General features: G+C 35.0%; 16 protein-coding genes. 9 read left to right on the top strand and 7 right to left on the bottom strand.

Going from position 1 to position 18,101, the window contains the following annotated elements; genetic code table 11:
* Positions 1-96 precede the first annotated feature (96 nt).
* Complete coding sequence (gene catB / locus NBX25_RS22140) at positions 97-726, bottom strand: type B chloramphenicol O-acetyltransferase (RefSeq protein ID WP_250255460.1); 630 nt, start codon at positions 724-726, stop codon at positions 97-99.
* A gap of 393 nt (positions 727-1,119) precedes the next feature.
* On the opposite strand from catB, the gene NBX25_RS22145 reads away from it, so the two are divergent.
* From NBX25_RS22145 to pyk, 5 genes are read left to right on the top strand one after another with little or no spacing between them, the layout of a single operon-like run.
* Positions 1,120-1,359, top strand: coding sequence for an acyl carrier protein (locus tag NBX25_RS22145; RefSeq protein ID WP_002976354.1), 240 nt, complete (start codon positions 1,120-1,122; stop codon positions 1,357-1,359).
* A gap of 34 nt (positions 1,360-1,393) precedes the next feature.
* Positions 1,394-2,638 carry a beta-ketoacyl-ACP synthase II gene (gene fabF, locus NBX25_RS22150; RefSeq protein ID WP_250255462.1) on the top strand — a complete coding sequence of 415 codons (1,245 nt, stop codon included), beginning with the start codon at positions 1,394-1,396 and terminating at the stop codon, positions 2,636-2,638.
* Between the two features lie 9 nt (positions 2,639-2,647).
* Positions 2,648-3,412 (top strand): ribonuclease III, encoded by a 765-nt coding sequence (gene rnc / locus NBX25_RS22155; RefSeq protein WP_123909949.1) that lies wholly within the window; start codon positions 2,648-2,650, stop codon positions 3,410-3,412.
* Entirely contained in the window at positions 3,390-3,863 is a 474-nt protein-coding gene (locus tag NBX25_RS22160) for an IPExxxVDY family protein (RefSeq protein ID WP_123909948.1), read from the top strand. The genes rnc and NBX25_RS22160 overlap by 23 nt, the downstream gene beginning before the upstream one ends.
* Positions 3,856-5,301 (top strand): pyruvate kinase, encoded by a 1,446-nt coding sequence (pyk, locus tag NBX25_RS22165; protein ID WP_123909947.1) that lies wholly within the window; start codon positions 3,856-3,858, stop codon positions 5,299-5,301. The genes NBX25_RS22160 and pyk overlap by 8 nt, the downstream gene beginning before the upstream one ends.
* Positions 5,302-5,371: 70 nt before the next feature.
* Here the strand turns inward: pyk and NBX25_RS22170 are convergent, their stop codons facing one another.
* The 6 genes from NBX25_RS22170 to hutI all read right to left on the bottom strand — a co-directional run bounded on the left by NBX25_RS22170 (position 5,372) and on the right by hutI (position 14,562).
* Positions 5,372-7,309 (bottom strand): WG repeat-containing protein, encoded by a 1,938-nt coding sequence (locus NBX25_RS22170; protein ID WP_250255464.1) that lies wholly within the window; start codon positions 7,307-7,309, stop codon positions 5,372-5,374.
* Positions 7,310-7,312: 3 nt separating this feature from the next.
* Positions 7,313-8,608, bottom strand: coding sequence for an aldehyde dehydrogenase family protein (locus NBX25_RS22175; RefSeq protein ID WP_250255466.1), 1,296 nt, complete (start codon positions 8,606-8,608; stop codon positions 7,313-7,315).
* A 137-nt stretch (positions 8,609-8,745) separates the two neighbouring features.
* On the bottom strand, positions 8,746-9,669 hold the full coding sequence (gene hutG / locus NBX25_RS22180) for a formimidoylglutamase (protein WP_250255468.1): 924 nt from the start codon (positions 9,667-9,669) through the stop codon (positions 8,746-8,748).
* Between the two features lie 125 nt (positions 9,670-9,794).
* Positions 9,795-11,810 (bottom strand): BCCT family transporter, encoded by a 2,016-nt coding sequence (locus NBX25_RS22185; RefSeq protein ID WP_123909943.1) that lies wholly within the window; start codon positions 11,808-11,810, stop codon positions 9,795-9,797.
* A gap of 428 nt (positions 11,811-12,238) precedes the next feature.
* Positions 12,239-13,315: a DUF695 domain-containing protein gene (locus NBX25_RS22190; RefSeq protein ID WP_250255471.1), complete on the bottom strand. Its 1,077-nt coding sequence runs from the start codon at positions 13,313-13,315 to the stop codon at positions 12,239-12,241.
* A gap of 20 nt (positions 13,316-13,335) precedes the next feature.
* On the bottom strand, positions 13,336-14,562 hold the full coding sequence (hutI, locus tag NBX25_RS22195) for an imidazolonepropionase (protein WP_250255473.1): 1,227 nt from the start codon (positions 14,560-14,562) through the stop codon (positions 13,336-13,338).
* 251 nt (positions 14,563-14,813) lie between these two features.
* Here hutI and ruvB point away from each other — a divergent pair, with 251 nt between their 5' ends.
* From ruvB to coaE, 4 genes are all read left to right on the top strand, one after another.
* The gene (ruvB, locus tag NBX25_RS22200; RefSeq protein WP_123909940.1) at positions 14,814-15,836 is read left to right on the top strand and encodes a Holliday junction branch migration DNA helicase RuvB; all 1,023 of its coding nucleotides are present in this window, start codon (positions 14,814-14,816) and stop codon (positions 15,834-15,836) included.
* A 66-nt stretch (positions 15,837-15,902) separates the two neighbouring features.
* Positions 15,903-16,514, top strand: coding sequence for an FMN-binding negative transcriptional regulator (locus tag NBX25_RS22205; RefSeq protein WP_123909939.1), 612 nt, complete (start codon positions 15,903-15,905; stop codon positions 16,512-16,514).
* 12 nt (positions 16,515-16,526) lie between these two features.
* Complete coding sequence (locus NBX25_RS22210; protein ID WP_123909938.1) at positions 16,527-17,393, top strand: MBL fold metallo-hydrolase; 867 nt, start codon at positions 16,527-16,529, stop codon at positions 17,391-17,393.
* Between the two features lie 9 nt (positions 17,394-17,402).
* Positions 17,403-18,029 carry a dephospho-CoA kinase gene (gene coaE / locus NBX25_RS22215; RefSeq protein WP_250255475.1) on the top strand — a complete coding sequence of 209 codons (627 nt, stop codon included), beginning with the start codon at positions 17,403-17,405 and terminating at the stop codon, positions 18,027-18,029.
* Positions 18,030-18,101 lie beyond the last annotated feature (72 nt).

Below are 18,101 nucleotides of genomic sequence, written 5' to 3' on the forward strand. Positions count from 1 at the left end.
TTAGGTGATTGATATTTTTTAAACAGCAAAAACGATGCGAAACATTAAATGATATTATTTATAAAATACAGAAGGTTCCGAAATGGAATCTTCAAATTATTTTATTTTTTTATAAAATTCGTAGAGCGCATCAATATCTGCTGAGCAAAGTATTGGAACAGCTTTTTCAAGAACATTTTCATCCCAATCCCACCATTTCATTTCAAGAAGTAGCGCGATATGTTGTTCGCTGAATCTTTTTCTGATAGGCTTTGCAGGATTTCCTCCTACAATAGTATAAGGTTCTACATCTTTTGTCACCAATGCACGGCTGCCAATAACAGCTCCATCTCCGATTTTAATTCCAGCCATTACCATAGCCTCCGTACCAATCCAAACATCATTTCCAATAACAGTATCTCCTGCCAATTCGAAAGCATCCTTGCTATTTTGGAAACACTCTACTTCTGACATATAATAGAATGGGAAACTTGAAATCCAGTCATAACGGTGTCCTTGATTTCCACACATGATAAAACTGGCACCACTTCCAATAGAACAATAGGAACCAATAATTAATTTATCTACATCATTTCTGTCAGGAAGCAGATATCGAGCACAGTCATCAAAAGAGTGTCCGTGGTAGTATCCAGAGTAATAGGAATATTTACCAGCAATAATATTGGAGTTTTGAATATGGTCTTGTATGATTTTGCCTTTAAAAGGACTTTCAAAGAAATTTTTCATTTTTTAACTTTTTAAATATAACAATAGTGAGAAAGAGAACAGCTATAAGCCATCCTTTATAGAAAAGAGATTGGTTAATTTAAAAAAGCTAACGTGTTAATTTCATAACACACAAATATAGGTAAAAAAGCATAGACTTTTCATTCATTTTTATTCCGAAAAAGTCAAATCTTGACCTTTTTCAACCTTTTTGTTTAGAAATTTTTTCGGTTCATTTGAAAATAAAAATTAAACCTCTCTAATACAATTAAATATAAATAGCTGAAAACTAAAACACTAAACCTAGCATATCTAAAATGAAAAGTCTCTGTCCACAAAAAAGACTAAAAAAATGTTTTATCGTAAAGAATTTTATATATTTGCAGCATCTAACAATTAAAAAAATAATTTACTATGTCAGACATTGCATCAAGAGTAAAAGCTATCATCGCTGATAAGCTTGACGTTGAAGAAACAGAAGTAACTCCTGAAGCTAGCTTCACTAACGATTTAGGAGCAGATTCACTAGATACAGTTGAGTTAATCATGGAATTCGAAAAAGAATTTAACATTCAGATCCCTGATGACCAAGCTGAAAAAATTACTACTGTAGGGCACGCTATCGCTTACATCGAAGAAGTAGTAAATAAATAATATTCTTCAACAAAAAAGAAATTAAACAAAGTTTATGGAATTAAAAAGAGTAGTTGTAACAGGTTTTGGAGCAATAACACCAATCGGAAATAATGCAAAAGAATACTGGGAAAATCTTGTGAAAGGTGAGAGCGGAGCCGCTCCGATTACTCTTTTTGATGCCACAAACTTTAAAACCAAGTTTGCTTGCGAGGTAAAAAAATTCGATCCATTACAGCATTTCGATAAGAAAGAGTCTAAAAAAATGGACCGAAATACTCAATTGGGACTTGTTGCTGCTAAAGAAGCAGTAGAACATTCTGGTATTATTGAAGATAATGTAGATAAAAACAGAGTTGGTGTAATTTGGGGCTCCGGAATCGGAGGTCTGGAAACCTTTGAAACGGAAGTTTTAGGATGGGCTAATACCGAAATTCCTAGATTTAATCCGTTCTTTATTCCTAAAATGATTGCTGATATGACTCCTGGTCAGATCTCAATTGAATATGGTTTCCACGGACCGAATTATACAACGGTATCTGCATGTGCATCTTCAGCAAATGCTATAATTGATTCCAAAATGCTTATCCAATTAGGAAAAGCAGACGTGATTGTATGCGGAGGCTCTGAAGCAGCCGTTACAGCAAGTGGTGTCGGTGGATTTAATGCAATGATGGCACTTTCTACAAGAAATGATGATCCTACAACAGCTTCAAGACCTTTCGACAAAGACAGAGATGGATTTGTATTAGGTGAAGGTGCTGGATGTATCATTCTTGAAGAATATGAGCACGCGGTAAAACGTGGTGCTACAATTTATGCAGAATTACTAGGAGGCGGTATGAGTGCTGATGCATATCATATGACGGCTCCGCATCCTGAAGGCCTTGGCGCTTATCTGGTAATGAAAAACTGTTTGGAAGATGCAGGTTTAACTGCTGATGAAGTAGATCATATCAACATGCATGGTACCTCTACTCCATTAGGAGACATCGCAGAATCCAACGCAATTTCGAAGTTATTAGGCGAGCATGCTTTTGACATTCAGATCAATTCTACAAAATCAATGACAGGTCACCTTTTAGGAGCAGCCGGTGTTATTGAAGCTATCGCTGCGTTAGGAACTATTATTCATGGTATTGTTCCTCCTACCATCAACCATTTTACTGATGATGAAAAGATTGACAGCAGACTAAACTTTACGTTTAATACTGCCGTTAAAAAAGATGTAAAAGTAGCCATGAGCAATACTTTTGGATTTGGCGGGCATAATGCTTGCGTTCTATTTAAGAAAATCTAAATTCAATGAATGGAGTTACAGAAATACTTTTCTAAATTCCTTCTCAAAAAAAGAAAAAGACAATTAACGGAAAGAGATTATTTTCTCAGCACTGAGCTTAAAAAAGTCTTGGGTGCAGAGGTACAAAATATTGCTCTTTACCGCGAAGCTTTTTCTTTAAAAAATTCTTCTAAAAATCAAGACATCAACTATGAAAGGCTTGAATTTTTGGGAGATTCTGTTTTGGGTACAATTATTTCTTGTCATTTGTTCCAGACCTATCCTCAAGCTAATGAAGGATATCTGACACAGATGAAATCTAAGATTGTTAATAGGAAAAATCTCAATAAATTAGGGGAAGACCTTAAGCTTACAGACCTTCTGCAAAAGCAGAATAATTCTTCGGCTCTAGGGGAAAATATCTCCGGGAATTTATTTGAAGCTTTAATTGGTGCCGTTTATTTGGACTTTCATTATGATGCTTGCAGAAAGATCATTCTGGAAAGACTTCTGACGCCTTCCGAAATTAACAAACTTGAAAATAAAATTGTCAGCTATAAAGGTCTCCTTCTCGAATGGAGCCAGAAGAAGAAGGTAAATATAAAGTACGAAACTTGCGAGGAAATACAGGCTAATAAAGCAGTCATGTTCCGTTGTCATGTATGGCTGGGAGATGAAAAAATTGCTAATGCTATGGAAACCTCCAAGAAAAAGGCTGAGGAAAAGGCAGCACAGAGAGCTTTTTATATTTTAAATAAAAAAGAAAATATACTTGGAAATTCAAAAACTTTATGATCTTGATGATATAGAATTTGAAGATATTGCCATAGGATTGGTAAGATTAGCAAAAGATATACCCGCTCATGAGTTTTTCTACAAAATAAATCAACTTAACAATCTCAGTTTTTCAAGAAAAAAAGATCTTGTCTTTCATGGAGATTATTATGATTATCTTTTTCCCAGGTTTGAAGCCTACCACAAGTTTTCCAAGACCTGTTTCACCTTCATTTCAAATAAATCTTCAGAAAGTAAACAAAAAAAAGTTCAGACCGAGCTCTTTACAGAAGAAGAAAACATTAAATTTTTATTAAATAATCAGGTAGGTGTGGAATATATTCTGCATAGTTCGGATCAGTTTCCTGATTTTTCCGTAATTTTGCTCCCTGAAAATCTTGTGTTTCCAATTCAAGACTATACACTGAGTTCTGATGAGGAACTTTATCAAATTATCCAGTATTATGAATAAGTATTTAAAGAAGACAAAAATTATCGCAACACTAGGGCCGGCTTCATCATCGAAGGAGGTAATGTTAGATCTAATGAAGGCAGGTGTTGATATTTTCAGAATAAATTTTTCCCATGCAGATTACGACTTAGTTCGAAACAATATTGAAATAATTAGAGAACTAAACAGCGAGTACGGATATTCAGTGGGTATTTTAGGAGACCTTCAGGGACCTAAGCTAAGAGTAGGTGTCGTGAAGGAAGGATCTTACCTGAATCCAGGGGATATTCTTACTTTTACCAATGAAAAGATCGAGGGAGATTCTACTAAGGTATACATGACTTACCAACAGTTTCCACAGGATGTAAAAGTAGGGGAAAGAATCCTTATTGATGACGGGAAACTGGTATTAGAAGTTACTGAAACCAATGAAGTAGATACAGTAAAGGCTAAAACGATTCAAGGGGGACCTTTAAGCTCTAAAAAAGGGGTTAATCTTCCTAATACATTGGTATCTCTTCCTGCATTAACAGAGAAGGATATTCAGGATGCTAATTTCATGCTTGATATGGAGGTAGACTGGATCGCTCTTTCTTTTGTACGTCATGCACAAGATATCATTGACTTGAAAGAATTAATTGCAAAACATCCAAACGGTAAATTCAAAACTCCGATTATTGCGAAGATTGAAAAGCCTGAAGGGGTTAAAAATATTGAAGAAATCTTATTGGAATGTGACGGACTAATGGTTGCCCGTGGTGACTTAGGAGTTGAAGTTCCAATGGAAGAAGTTCCAGCCATCCAGAAAAACCTGGTAGAAAAGGCAAGATTCTATTCTAAACCGGTAATCATCGCAACACAGATGATGGAAACAATGATCAACAGTTTAACGCCAACCAGAGCGGAAGTAAATGACGTTGCGAACTCTGTATTGGATGGTGCTGATGCAGTAATGCTTTCAGGAGAAACTTCTGTAGGAAGATATCCTGTACAAGTAGTAGAAAACATGGCTAAAATTGTGAAAAACATTGAAACCACTCACTTCTACCAACACAAGAATGAACCGATTGAAAAAGACTACAACTGTATCGATGAGAGATTCATTACCAACAGAGTATGTCTTGCAGCAGTAAGAATTGCTAAAACAACGAATGTTTCTGCTATTGTTACATTGACTCATTCAGGGTATACGGCTTTCCAGCTTGCAGCACACAGACCAAATTCTCACATCATTGTTTACAGTGGTAACAGAAGAGTAATTACGATGCTAAACCTTCTTTGGGGTGTTCACGCTTACTACTATGATATGAAGAAGTCTACTGATGAAACGATTATCCAGGTAAATATGTTAACGCATAACTACGGTTATATTGAAACTGGTGACTTCGTTATCAACATCAATGCAACTCCGTCATATGAAGGTGGAAAAACGAATACGTTGAGATTAACGACAGTTTAAAAGCAATAAGCAAAGTTACTTTTTGCCAAAGCATACAAAAAACTCCCGGAAATTGATTTCCGGGAGTTTTTTACTTAAAATCATTACTGATAAATCTATCTTTGTAATAATATTCATAGTTGTTTTTGTAGAGATCAAATAAAATCCCATCAGTAGAAATTCCTATTCCGTTAGAATAAGACCAAACTTTATTGTAAAACTTCAAGAATTGGCTTCCATTAAGATTCAATATATAAGAAGTATCCTGATCTCTTAAATATATTAACCGCTCATCAAGAACAATTGGTTCTGCAAATTTCGGATAGCTAAGAATAAAATCTGTTTTAAAAACCATATTATTATTTTCATTAATACCAACAAGGTTTTTATCTTTAAACAAATAATAAATACCGTTTTCAAGCAAAGCATAACTTTTATTATATTCTGCAGGAATTACTTTCCCATTCTTTGTCATAATCCCCATTTTAGAATTCTTACCATAGGCAATAAAATTCTCATAAGGCTCCTGAAAATCAAATTCAAAAGGATCTATTGTCTTATTAGTATAATCAATAGTCCCCACTTTATCATTTATTTTCCAAATAAAAAAATAAGATTTTATATTATTAATCTGAGTCGTGTCTTTAATGTAATAGATATCCCTTGAAGCAGAATATTCGTTGGTAAAAGGAAGAATAGTTGTATTATTAGCACTAATCAGACCTGTCTTAAGATCTAAATTAGTAGCGAGAAAGTAACCTGTATTATCAACAGGATTAATATCCTCATAAATATAAGGAACTAATAATTTTCCATTAAAATCAAGAATGCCTTTCTTCTTATTCTTACCTATTGCTACAAAATATTTATTTTCCAGAATTGACTTTTTATCAGTAAAAGAAACTGTTTCTGACAAATTATTTAAGTATATAGCATCGGTTTTTTTAAATTTCACCTTTTTTATATCAATAAAATTCAGGGTTCCATCTTTTTTTTCAAAAACATAAACCGGAGAATCAACAGTATCTCTTAATGCATGACTTTCAATGTAAATATTCGGAGATTTTAAAACCTCTTTCCCCTTCAAATTTAATAATCCAATATTTTCTTTATCCAAAAATAAAATTGAACTGCCATATTGTTTAAGATAGTCATATTGTTTAGACTTTACAAAACCATTATTATTAATCAGAAAGTATTTTTCTTCATTTCTTACAATAACGGTATTACTACCTTTAATACTCTCAGAAATATAATCTATTAAAAGATTATTATTAAAAGGGATTTTGGTATAAGGGTTAAGCAGGGTATACTTTGTTACTTCACTGTTAATATATAATCCCACAAAAAGGAATCCATTTCGAGAATCTATTGATTTGTATTTAAAACCGGTTAAAGGCTTCCCTTCCTTATCTAAAAAGTCCTCTCTATTATTTGTATAAGCCTTTAATCGATAATCATTCCCTCTATTTAAAATCAATATTCTATATTCTCCTTTTGAATCTGCTACAACCTTTAAAGAAGACGCATCAAGTATCTTTTGAATGTTATTTATACGACAGTCATAAAAATCACCGCTTTTATCTTTTTTCACCTCATCAAAATAATCAGAAACTTTTTTATTTTGACTGTCAACAAAGTAATAATATGTTTTTCTCTCCTGTCTAACACAAGGTTTCTGGCTGCCGCATTTGTATTCTGTACTGATTTCAACGTTATCTTTGACTAATATATATCCGTTCTCAAAAGGTGAAACAGATATATATTTTGGTGGGATTATTTCTTCCTTCATTAGATTAATATACCCCCAATAAGGAATCCCACTACGATCTTCTTTTAAAATACGAGCATATTTCACTTCAGACTTTGGAGAGACCTTGTGAAATACGCCTATAATTTTATATTCTTTCTTTAGATATTTAATCTCCACAGAATCTGTAACCACTCCCAATCTATCTATAGTAAGCTGCTTTTGGGCAAAGCTTAAAATAAATCCAAACAGAAAAGATAATAAGAGTGATTTCTTCATATATCAATTATTACCTACAATAGTCTTCGCTGTTACAAACTCTTTTAAAGCGTGTAAAGAAAGCTCTGTTCCGTATCCAGAAGCCTTTGATCCACCAAAAGGGAAACGCGGGTCAGAACTGGTCATTCTGTTGATATTAACCGTTCCTGACTCAAGATTTTCAATAAAGAATACCTGACGGTCTTTATCTTTGGTCCAAACCGAATTGGAAAGTCCGAAAGGAATATCGTTAGCAATTTGTAATGCTTCTTCAGCATTTTTAGCAATCATCACCATCCCAAGAGGTCCAAAAAGTTCTTCTTTTAAAATTGGATTTCCTTCCTGAACTCTGATTAAACCAGGTTTAAATTCATTATCAGAAACTCTTTCCAAAGGAAGGATAATTTCTGCGCCATTTTCCAATGCTCTGTTAAATTGAGCTTCCAACTCATCAGCTAAGTCAGGTCTTGCCATCCCAGCTAATTTTGTGTCTTTATTCAAAGGATCTCCAATTTCATACTTCTTATATTCCTCAATGAAAATGGGTAGAAACTGATCTTCAATCTTTTCATCAATAATAAATCTTTTAGCTGCAGTACAGGTTTGTCCACAGTTCTGCAGTCTTGATTTTGCACCAGCTTTTGCCGCTGATTCAAGATCTCCATCTTCAAAAATGATGAATGCATCACTTCCTCCTAATTCAAGTAAAGATTTTTTGATGTTTAAACCTGCAATAGAGGCTACTTCACCTCCAGCTTTACCACTACCGGTAAGACTTACTCCTTTTACGGCATCATGCTCAAGGATTTCTTTTACCGCTTTGTGACCTACTTCAAGATTTTGGAATACACCTTCCGGAAAACCTGCTTCTAAAAGAACTTCTTCTATTGCATTTCCACTTCCGAAACAAATTGAAGCATGTTTTAGAACCACTGTATTTCCTGCTAAGATTGCAGGGACCGCAAACCTCAATACCTGCCAGAACGGAAAATTCCAAGGCATTACTCCCAGGATGACTCCTTTCGGAGCATAATGAACTTCAGAATAGGTAAATTCGGATTCTATTTTTTCAGGTTTCAAAATATTTTCAGCATCAGCATAATAATGCATCATTAAAGCACATTTCTCTACCTCAGCAATGGATTCCGAAATAGGTTTATTCATTTCAGTAGTAATGATCCTTCCAAATTTCTCTGAATTATTTTTTAGTATTTCTGCCGCTTTTGCAATTAACTTCTGCTTTTCTTCAAACGGCACTTTGCGCCACACTGAAAACACGTCATCTGCTTTAATAAGCTTGTTTTCAATAAATTGTTCCATAATATAATTTCTGTTTTAAATTCAGCTAATGAATTTATGAGTGCTTTTATTTTAAAAGCACGATAAAGTCAGCAAATTCTATTCCTTAAGGGTCAATAAAAGAATGATTTTCTCTATCGGAAGAATATAGCTTTATCTTAAATCATTAGCCATTCATTCACCAGACAAGCTGCCAGCCTTGCCGTCCTGTCCTGAATATCGAACGACGGATTGACTTCTGCCACGTCCAGTGCAACCAGTTTTTTGTTTTTTAAGATATGCCTGTAAAAATGCATAAAGGTTGCATCTGCAAAGATACCATTATATGCTGAAGCTGAAACCCCCGGAGCAATAGATGAATTAAAAACATCCATACAAATAGTGAGATAGGCATAATCCACGTTCTCCAGCAAGTCATCGATGCGTTGATAAATGGAAGGAAGGTTTTCAAAAAACAATTCGTCCGAAAGGATATACTTCATTCCATATTGATGTGCGGTATCAAAGAGTTTCAAGGTGTTTGAGTTTCTTTGAATCCCAATGTGAAGAGAATTGATAGGGCCTTCCTGAGCAATTTGCCAGAATCCTGTTCCTGAGCTTGGTCCTACTCCTTTTTCCGGCTGTCTGTTATCAAAGTGAGCATCAATATTGATAATTCCTATTTTTTGCTCCGGAAAGGCTGTTTTAATCCCTAAATAATGAGCATAGGTCACTTCATGTCCACCACCCAGAACAAGCGATTTTCCTCCTTTTAAAAGTACTTTTGAAACATTTTTAGCCAAATTATTCTGAGCATTCTCAAGATTACCGTCTTCACAGGTAACGTTTCCAAAATCCAGCATAGAGAAATTGGGAAGAATCACCGGAAAATTAGACATATTTTTTCGGATCACGTTGGGAGCATCTTTAGCACCCTGACGGCCTTTATTCCTCCTGACTCCTTCATCCACGGCAAAACCATGCAATGCAAAATCATTCGTTAAAATATTGTCGTAATTCTGTTCTTCCTTTACTCTCTGAAATAGTCTGTGGAAAAGAAGCTCTTCCCCATCTAATCTACCCTGCCAAATATTTTGAAGCATAATCCTTTAAAATTCAATTTTAGTCACATCATTCTATTCAGTAAAGCTAATTAATATTGTTTACATATAAAAACTCCTTTCATATATTACCTAAATAATTTATTGTAAGATGAATAGCTTATTTTTTAATCCTTATTCTGATTGGCATTGCTGCTGATAAACATTTCATTTCGTTCTTCTGAAATAATTTCTAAAAACCGTTCGTAATGTTTCAGTACATCAGAAATCAGTTCATTTTTGGTAAAATACTGAACATCATAACCTTCTCTTCCATCTCCAAAATAGGATCTTGGATAATGTGTTTTATTATCGTCAAGATCCGGAAGGTTCTCTTCATTCATGATATATTCAGAAACTGTTTTTATTTTATTTTCCACTCCATAAACGAAGTTATTAACAACTCCCTGATGGATTTCGATCTCTATTCTGACAGGATTTTGATGATGATTTATTTTAGCTTCAATTCCATTAGCTGCAAATTCCTGCTGTAAATCTGTAAAGGCTTCTTTTGCTTTCACATTAATAAAACGGTCTACAGAAGCATTATCTTTAAAAGAAACGATATTTTTTAATCGTTCTTTCCAGAATTCACCAGACCAAGGCACTGTAGAGGCTGAAAAATTTGTATCGTAATATTTCTGGTCAATCACTAATCCTTTCATCAAGCTTACAATGAACAAAATAACCACAATAGAAAACGGCAATGCGGTAATTAAGGTCATACTTTGAAGTGCTTTCAAACCTCCTACATTCAATAATAAAAGGGAAAGAACAGCCAGTAATACTCCCCAGAATACAATTTGCCATTTTGGAGACTTACTGGCATTTTTAGTGGCAATACTGTTCATCACAAATATCCCAGAATCTGCTGATGTTACAAAAAAGATAAGAATGATAAGGATGACGAAGAATCCTGTAAACTCTGATAAGGGTAAATAATCCAGGAAACGGAACATTAAGGCATCCGGATCTGTTGCAAATTGGCTTAATTGCCCATTGGCAACATTTAAATCAAACCAAATAGCACTGTTTCCAAATACGGACATCCATATAAAATTGAATAATGTAGGAAGTATTAAAACTGCCAGAATAAACTCTTTGATAGTTCTTCCTTTAGAAATTCTTGCAATAAATAAACCTACGTAAGGGGACCATGAAATCCACCATGCCCAATATAAAATCGTCCAGTCGTAAAACCATGGCAATGCATTTTTCTCATAAACATGGGTATTGAAGGTAAGATTGAAGAAGTTATTGATATAGTTTCCCAGCCCTTCTGTAAAGCTTCCAATCAGATAAACTGTTGGCCCCAATATTAATACAAAAAGAAGGAGACCGATCACACTGACTACATTAATATTACTCAAAATCTTTACTCCCTTCCCTACTCCTGAAATGGCGGATATAACGGAAAGAGTGACAAGAGTAACTACAATGATAATCTGATACGTAAAACTATTCTCCGGAGTAACGTGAAGAATATTTAATCCTGAACTAATCTGTACGACTCCAAAACCTAAGGTTGTTGTAATTCCGAAGAAAGTACAACATAAAGCAAAAACGTCAATGGCATTTCCCCATTTTCCGTTAATTTTATCTTTTAACAGTGGATAAAAACAGCTTCTTAATGAAAGAGGTAATCTGTAACGGTATGCAAAATAAGACAAAGAAAGTCCTACTACTCCATAAATTGCCCACGCATGAATTCCCCAATGGAAAAAAGTATAGAGCTGCGCCTGCTTAGCCCGGCTTACATAATGATTGTCTGCGAAAACTTCTGAGGAATAGTGCTGCATAGGTTCTGCCACACTGAAATAAATCAATCCGATCCCCATTCCAGCGGCAAACAACATGGAAATCCAGGAAAAGAAAGAATATTCTGGTTTACTGTCATTAGCCCCAAGCTTTATATTGGCATATTTACTGAATAACAAGTATACCAGAAAAATAACGAATAACGTTACAGACCATACATACACCCAGTTTAAGTTGACAAATATAAATTGTTTAATCTCATTCAGGATGCTTTCAGTCGGTTTTGGATATACCGCTGAAAGAAAACAGGTTCCTATAATAAATATCAAACTCGGAATAGTAACCCCTTTGTTAAAAGTAGATCTAATATTTTTAAAATTCATCATTTTTATGTTCGTTTATAATATTGACAAGTTTTCCTTGTACGGGATATAGCTGTAAAAAAAGTACTGAGAAATAATAAAATATCCAGTTTTTCCGGTGCACTTAAGAACTATAGAAAAATGCGTTATTTATCTAAAAATCAACGCTAATTGCAGTGCAAGATAAGAAAACTTATAGAAAATATGAAAAATATGGAAGATTTTATGATTTGGCCCTATGGCTTTCTATCGTTGTCGACCAACAGAACTTCCCTTTGGTATTTATGTGATTTCCCTTAGATTTCACAAATTACACAGATCATTGTAAACATTAGACTACCATGCTTTTAAAACACATAGTTTTTAGCTTAGGGCTCTATGATTTTAAGGAAGTGGGAGAGATAATTTTATCCATAAAAAATGTGGAAAAAAAATTCTTCCACATTCTAATTTTAAACAGCATTATTATAATATTTAAAATACTGCCAATATTTATCTTTAAAGATTCTGAATGAAATTTGATATTCAGGATTGTTATCTTTTATGGCTTTAAAAACTTTAGAGATTTCTCTGAAATCTTTACCGGCAAAATAGCTTTCTTTGCTATTATCTGCCGTTTCTCTGCCTATATACAAATATCCTTTCTCTTTTAGATCTTCAATGACTTTATCTTCAATATCACTTAATTTTTCAAAATCTTCTTTTTCAGGAAGTCCATCATTGTTCTCTCCGTGATAATGAAATGTAAGAACTGAAATCCATGGATAGGAAGCCTTTGCATCATAATTCAGTAAAGGAAGATTCATACAGGCGATAAGAGGTTTCTCATTATCTAAAGTAGCTCTGAGAACAGAAAATTCTTCTTCCACATCAGCTCTCTTTACGCTCTTATACTTTTCTGTAAATTCTCTTTCCCTCCATAGTAGAAAATCTTTCAGCTTTTCAATAGGGACAAGTTCTTGTTTGGCTTGCTCTCTTCCTACAACGGTAAATGTATCAATTTGTGTGGCAAAATTTAATTCCCCTAAAAAATTATCTAAAAAGATGCAGACACCTGTTGTGATAGCCTCTTTGTTTTCGGCATTTCCATCGTAAATAAAGACAAGATCTATCTCATCAGGATATTCTTCCTGTTCATTGGAATAGAAAAAAATATTATCCTTTGTAAACCTGTAATCCCCCATCGTAACGTTTACATTCTTTGCATCCATTGCCGGTTTTAAAGCAGTAAACTTCCAATGATCGAGCTGGGGAGCAGCTTCAATAAGTTCTTCAATAAAAACAACATTCCTGATCTCTCCATCTGCTGTTAAAACTAATTCTGCTGTAGAATCATCGCTCATTCCGGTCAGAAAGTAATATCCTTCATTGATCTGGCTGAGTCTGGGAGCAATATGGTCAAAAAAATCTTTTTCAATAGATTCCTGACCTCGGTTTTTAACGGCATCATAAAAGTCTTTTTCTTTTGTTAAGAACCAATCCCAAAAACCTTTATAGTCAAATTCTTTTCCCAACTGCTTTTCTTCCATTTGAATTAATCTTTTATATTCTAGTCAACTAGTTCTCCATCAATATAAACGTGTTCAGCGCTCAGGCTTCCCTGATTATAAAGAACATTCTGGAAATTATCGGTTTTAAAAGTCACAAAATCGGCTTTTTTACCTGTTTCAAGTTTTCCTCTGTCTTCCAAATTAAGGGCATAAGCTGCTCGATAAGTCATTCCGGCTAGTACCTCAGCTGTTGTCAGCTTTTGGAAAGTCGCTAAAATAGATGCTTGAGTGATTAAGTTCCCCATTGGGGCTGATCCCGGATTCCAGTCACTTGCGATCGCTACAATGGCTCCTGCATCCAATAATTTTCTTGCCGGTGTAAATTTTTCACCCAATCCTAAGCTTGCTCCCGGGAGTGCTGTTGCTACAGTATCAGATTGTGCAAGGAAGTCTATATCTTCATCAATGGTTGCTTCCAAATGATCTGCCGATTTTGCTCCTACTTCTACAGCAATTCTTGAACTTCCGGGGGTAAACTGATCGGCATGAACAGTAATTTCAAAACCTAAATCTTTAGTTTTAAGTAAAAACGCTTTACTCTCTTCAGGCTGGAACGCTGATTTTTCAATAAAGATATCTACACGGTTAGCCAGGTTTTCATCTTTTACTTTTGGAAGAATCTCGGTAAGAATATAGTCCAGATATTCCGGATTGCTTCCTTCAAAATCTCTTGGTTTTAAATGTGCCGAAAGACAGGTAGGAACTAATGTTGCCTTTGTTGACTCCTGTGCCTTTTTGATCATTCGAAGCATTTTCAGCTCGTTTTCTACATCCAGTCCATATCCACTTTTAATCTCAATAGTTGTAATTCCAAGATCAACCAGGAACTTTATCCTTTCCAATAATGTCTTCAGTAATTCTTCTTCTGAAGCATTTCTTGTATGCTGTACGGAACTCCAGATTCCGCCGCCACTTTCAGCGATTTCCAAGTATGTTTTCCCTGCGTTACGCATGGCAAAATCATTGGCACGGTTTCCTCCGAAGCAGATATGAGTATGTGAATCTACAAAGGCAGGAAGAACTACCTGTTCTCCTTCAATGGTTTCTATTTCTATTGTTGGATTTTCATTTTTTAACAGTTCAAAATCACCAATTCTCTGAATGGTACCATTTTCAACAATTATTCCTCCATCCACAATAATTTCTAATTGTTCGTCGGTAAGTTTTCCTCTTAATGGAAGATTGGCAAGTGTTACAACCTGCTTAAATGGGCCTATTAATTTCATTTATTTAGGTTAAAGGTTAGAAAATGACTGATCTCTGTTGACAATTTTCATCAAGCAAATTATTCATTCAAAATGAAATCAATCAAATTTTAATTTTCCTCTCAAAAATACTTAAAATATCTCAATTCTGTTCTTAATCTCAGTCTAAACCTCAGCTCTAATCTTAATCTCAGTTTCAAATTCACCTTTTCTCAATCTTCATTTCAATCTTAGTCTAAATTTGCTATCTTTGAGGTAAATGAAATGAATTAATGCCAGATTTTTTACATCCAGATAAGGAAAACTACTCACGAGAGGAGCTGATGCAGGAAGAACAAATTCGCCCCCAAAGCTTTAAAGATTTTGCGGGACAGAGAAAAACGCTGGAAAATCTTGAGGTTTTTGTGACTGCTGCCAAGAGGCGTGGCGGTGCACTAGATCATGTGCTTTTGCATGGTCCGCCAGGGTTGGGAAAAACAACTTTAGCTAATATTATTGCTAATGAACTTGGGGTAAACTGTAAGATTACTTCCGGTCCTGTATTGGATAAACCGGGAAGTTTAGCCGGATTACTCACTAATCTGGAAGAAAATGATGTTCTTTTCATTGATGAAATTCACCGTCTTTCTCCTGTTGTAGAAGAGTATCTGTATTCTGCCATGGAAGATTATAAGATCGATATCATGTTGGAAACAGGTCCTAACGCAAGAAGTGTACAAATCGGACTAAATCCTTTTACTCTTGTGGGAGCTACTACCAGAAGCGGAATGCTGACTAAGCCGATGCTTGCGAGATTTGGTATTCAAAGTAGACTTGAATATTACTCTATTGAACTTTTATCTATGATTATTCAGCGAAGTGCTAGAGTTTTAGGCGTAGTAATTTATGAAGATGCTGCTATTGAAATTGCCAGAAGAAGTCGTGGAACTCCAAGAATTGCGAATGCATTGCTGAGAAGAGTCCGTGATTTTGCTGAAATTAAGGGAAATGGTGAAATTGAGATTAAGATTACCAAATATGCACTAGATTCTTTAAATGTAGATGAGTTTGGGCTGGATGAAATGGATAATAAAATCATGCGTGTCATGATTGAAAACTTTAAGGGAAAACCTGTTGGAATTTCTGCTTTAGCCACCTCTATCGGAGAAAATCCGGAAACCCTGGAGGAAGTTTATGAACCATTTTTGATTCAGGAAGGTTTTATCATCAGAACGCCGAGAGGTAGAGAGGTTACCGATAAAGCGTATACCCATTTGAATATTTCCAGATCTAAAAATCCGGGAGAACTTTTTTAGTTTAAAGTTCAAGGTTTTGGATTCAAAGTTTTGAGTTTAAGATTTTAAAAGAAGAGTTGTTAATATATGTTTATACCTAAACTGTATAGAAGTGAAGATATGGAGGTGATGAGAGAAATTATCAAGGTAAATTCTTTTGCATTACTCATTTCTTCTGTTGATAAAATCCGTGCTACCCATTCCATGATGATGCTGAATGAAAGTGATCCGGAAAATTCTTATATTGAAACTCATATTTCCAGAGCTAATCCTCAGGCAAAAACTCTGAAAAACGGCGATGAGGTATTGTGTGACTTTTTAGGAGCGCATACTTATATCTCCAGCAGCTGGTATGACCATATCAATGTTTCTACATGGAACTATGAAGCGGTCCAGATCTATGGAAAGGTAGAATTAATGAATCAGGAAGAGCTATATACACATCTGGATACATTAACCTCAAAATATGAGCAGTTTCAGCAATGCCCTATGATGGTAAAAGATATGGGAAAGGAATTTGTAGAAAAGGAAATGAAGGGAGCTTTTGGAATTAAGGTGATTCCTACGGAAATATTTATCAAACAAAAACTGTCTCAGAACAGAAAGGAAAATGATTTTAACACGATCATTTCGCATCTGGAACAATCGGATGAAGATGCTAAAAAAATTGCTGAGAAAATGAAATTAATAAAGAAATAAATCAAAATATATATGAAGTTATATCCAATACAATGTGGAAAATTTAAACTGGACGGCGGTGCTATGTTTGGTGTCGTCCCAAAGAGTCTGTGGGAAAAAACTAACCCAGCAGACGAAAAAAACTTAATCGAACTGGGAACCCGTTCCCTGCTTATAGAGGATGGAAAGAAGCTAATCCTTGTAGACTGCGGTCTGGGCAATAAACAGGATGATAAATTCTTTGGACACTACTCTCTTTGGGGAGATGATACTCTGGATAAAAATTTAAAAAAATATGGTTTTGTAAAGGAAGACATTACTGATGTATTCCTTACTCATCTTCACTTTGACCACTGCGGTGGCGCCATAGAATGGAATGATGACAGAACGGGATACAGACCCGCTTTTAAAAACGCTCACTTCTGGACGAATGAAAATCACTGGCAATGGGCAACGGAGCCTAATGCAAGAGAAAAAGCAAGTTTTCTGAAGGAAAACATCATGCCTATGCAGGAAAGCGGGCAGCTGAACTTTTTACCTCTTCCTACTACCGGAAATTATGGATTTGCTCCGGATCTGAAAATGGATGTCATCTTTGTAGACGGACATACGGAGAAGCAAATGCTTCCGGTCATTCAGTATCAGGAAAAAACGATTGTTTTTGCAGCAGACCTTATCCCTACTGCCGGACACATCAATCAGGTATATGTGATGGGGTATGACACCAGACCTCTTTTAACATTGGAGGAAAAGGGAAAGTTTCTTAAACAGTGTGTTGATAATGAGTATTTATTATTCTTTGAACATGATGCTCACAATGAACTGGCTAGTCTTAAAATGACTGAAAAAGGCGTAAGACTTGATGAAACGTTCAGTTTTAATGATGTTTTTGGGTATTAATTTTTAATTATGGAAGAATTACATTCAGAGGGCCAACAGGCCGAGCCGCCCGCACCCAAGATCATTGGTTTAACCGGGGGAATTGGCTCAGGAAAAACTACAGTTGCTAAGTTTATTGAAGAATTCGGTTTTCCGGTGTATTATTCTGATGACCGGGCAAAAGATATTGTCAATGACAGTGAAGAACTGAAAATTAAAATCAAGGAGCTTCTAGGTGAAGAATCTTATGATGAAAATGGTCTATATGACAGAAAGTTTGTAGCAGATAAGGTTTTCAATAATAAAGAGCTTCTTCAGCAGTTAAATGAGATTATTCATCCTGCAGTACGTATTGATTTTGAGCAATGGGTAAAGCAGCAGACCAAATATCTGGTTTTTAAAGAAACAGCCTTATTATTTGAGTTAAGACTTAACAGACAATGCTATAAGTCTCTTTTGGTAACTGCAGAGGATAATATCCGAATCAAAAGGGTCATGGACAGAGATAACAAAACCTACCGTGAGGTAGAGGCTGTTATGGAAAAGCAAATGCCAGAAAGGGATAAGATTAAAATGGCAGATTGTATCATTTATAATAATACCAATCTGGAAGAGCTAAAAGAACAGACGGAAAAAGTCATCTTTGCTATTGAATAAAAAAGCTTTTAGAACATTCACTAAATACAAAAAGCCCTCAGAAGTGAGGGCTTTTTCAATATCCATTATATC

This window comes from Chryseobacterium sp. Marseille-Q3244 (assembly GCF_940807095.1).
GTDB lineage: Bacteria > Bacteroidota > Bacteroidia > Flavobacteriales > Weeksellaceae > Chryseobacterium.

What these genes read in the sequence shown, in the direction of transcription:
- NBX25_RS22145 (WP_002976354.1), top strand. Translation starts at nt 1,120, where the DNA reads ATGTCAGACATTGCATCAAGAGTAAAAGCTATCATCGCTGATAAGCTT.
- NBX25_RS22205 (WP_123909939.1), top strand. Translation starts at nt 15,903, where the DNA reads ATGTTTATACCTAAACTGTATAGAAGTGAAGATATGGAGGTGATGAGA.
- pyk (WP_123909947.1), top strand. Translation starts at nt 3,856, where the DNA reads ATGAATAAGTATTTAAAGAAGACAAAAATTATCGCAACACTAGGGCCG.
- ruvB (WP_123909940.1), top strand. Translation starts at nt 14,814, where the DNA reads ATGCCAGATTTTTTACATCCAGATAAGGAAAACTACTCACGAGAGGAG.
- NBX25_RS22175 (WP_250255466.1), bottom strand. Translation starts at nt 8,608, where the DNA reads ATGGAACAATTTATTGAAAACAAGCTTATTAAAGCAGATGACGTGTTT.
- hutI (WP_250255473.1), bottom strand. Translation starts at nt 14,562, where the DNA reads ATGAAATTAATAGGCCCATTTAAGCAGGTTGTAACACTTGCCAATCTT.
- hutG (WP_250255468.1), bottom strand. Translation starts at nt 9,669, where the DNA reads ATGCTTCAAAATATTTGGCAGGGTAGATTAGATGGGGAAGAGCTTCTT.
- NBX25_RS22190 (WP_250255471.1), bottom strand. Translation starts at nt 13,315, where the DNA reads ATGGAAGAAAAGCAGTTGGGAAAAGAATTTGACTATAAAGGTTTTTGG.
- coaE (WP_250255475.1), top strand. Translation starts at nt 17,403, where the DNA reads ATGGAAGAATTACATTCAGAGGGCCAACAGGCCGAGCCGCCCGCACCC.
- NBX25_RS22185 (WP_123909943.1), bottom strand. Translation starts at nt 11,810, where the DNA reads ATGATGAATTTTAAAAATATTAGATCTACTTTTAACAAAGGGGTTACT.
- rnc (WP_123909949.1), top strand. Translation starts at nt 2,648, where the DNA reads ATGGAGTTACAGAAATACTTTTCTAAATTCCTTCTCAAAAAAAGAAAA.
- NBX25_RS22170 (WP_250255464.1), bottom strand. Translation starts at nt 7,309, where the DNA reads ATGAAGAAATCACTCTTATTATCTTTTCTGTTTGGATTTATTTTAAGC.
- NBX25_RS22210 (WP_123909938.1), top strand. Translation starts at nt 16,527, where the DNA reads ATGAAGTTATATCCAATACAATGTGGAAAATTTAAACTGGACGGCGGT.
- catB (WP_250255460.1), bottom strand. Translation starts at nt 726, where the DNA reads ATGAAAAATTTCTTTGAAAGTCCTTTTAAAGGCAAAATCATACAAGAC.
- fabF (WP_250255462.1), top strand. Translation starts at nt 1,394, where the DNA reads ATGGAATTAAAAAGAGTAGTTGTAACAGGTTTTGGAGCAATAACACCA.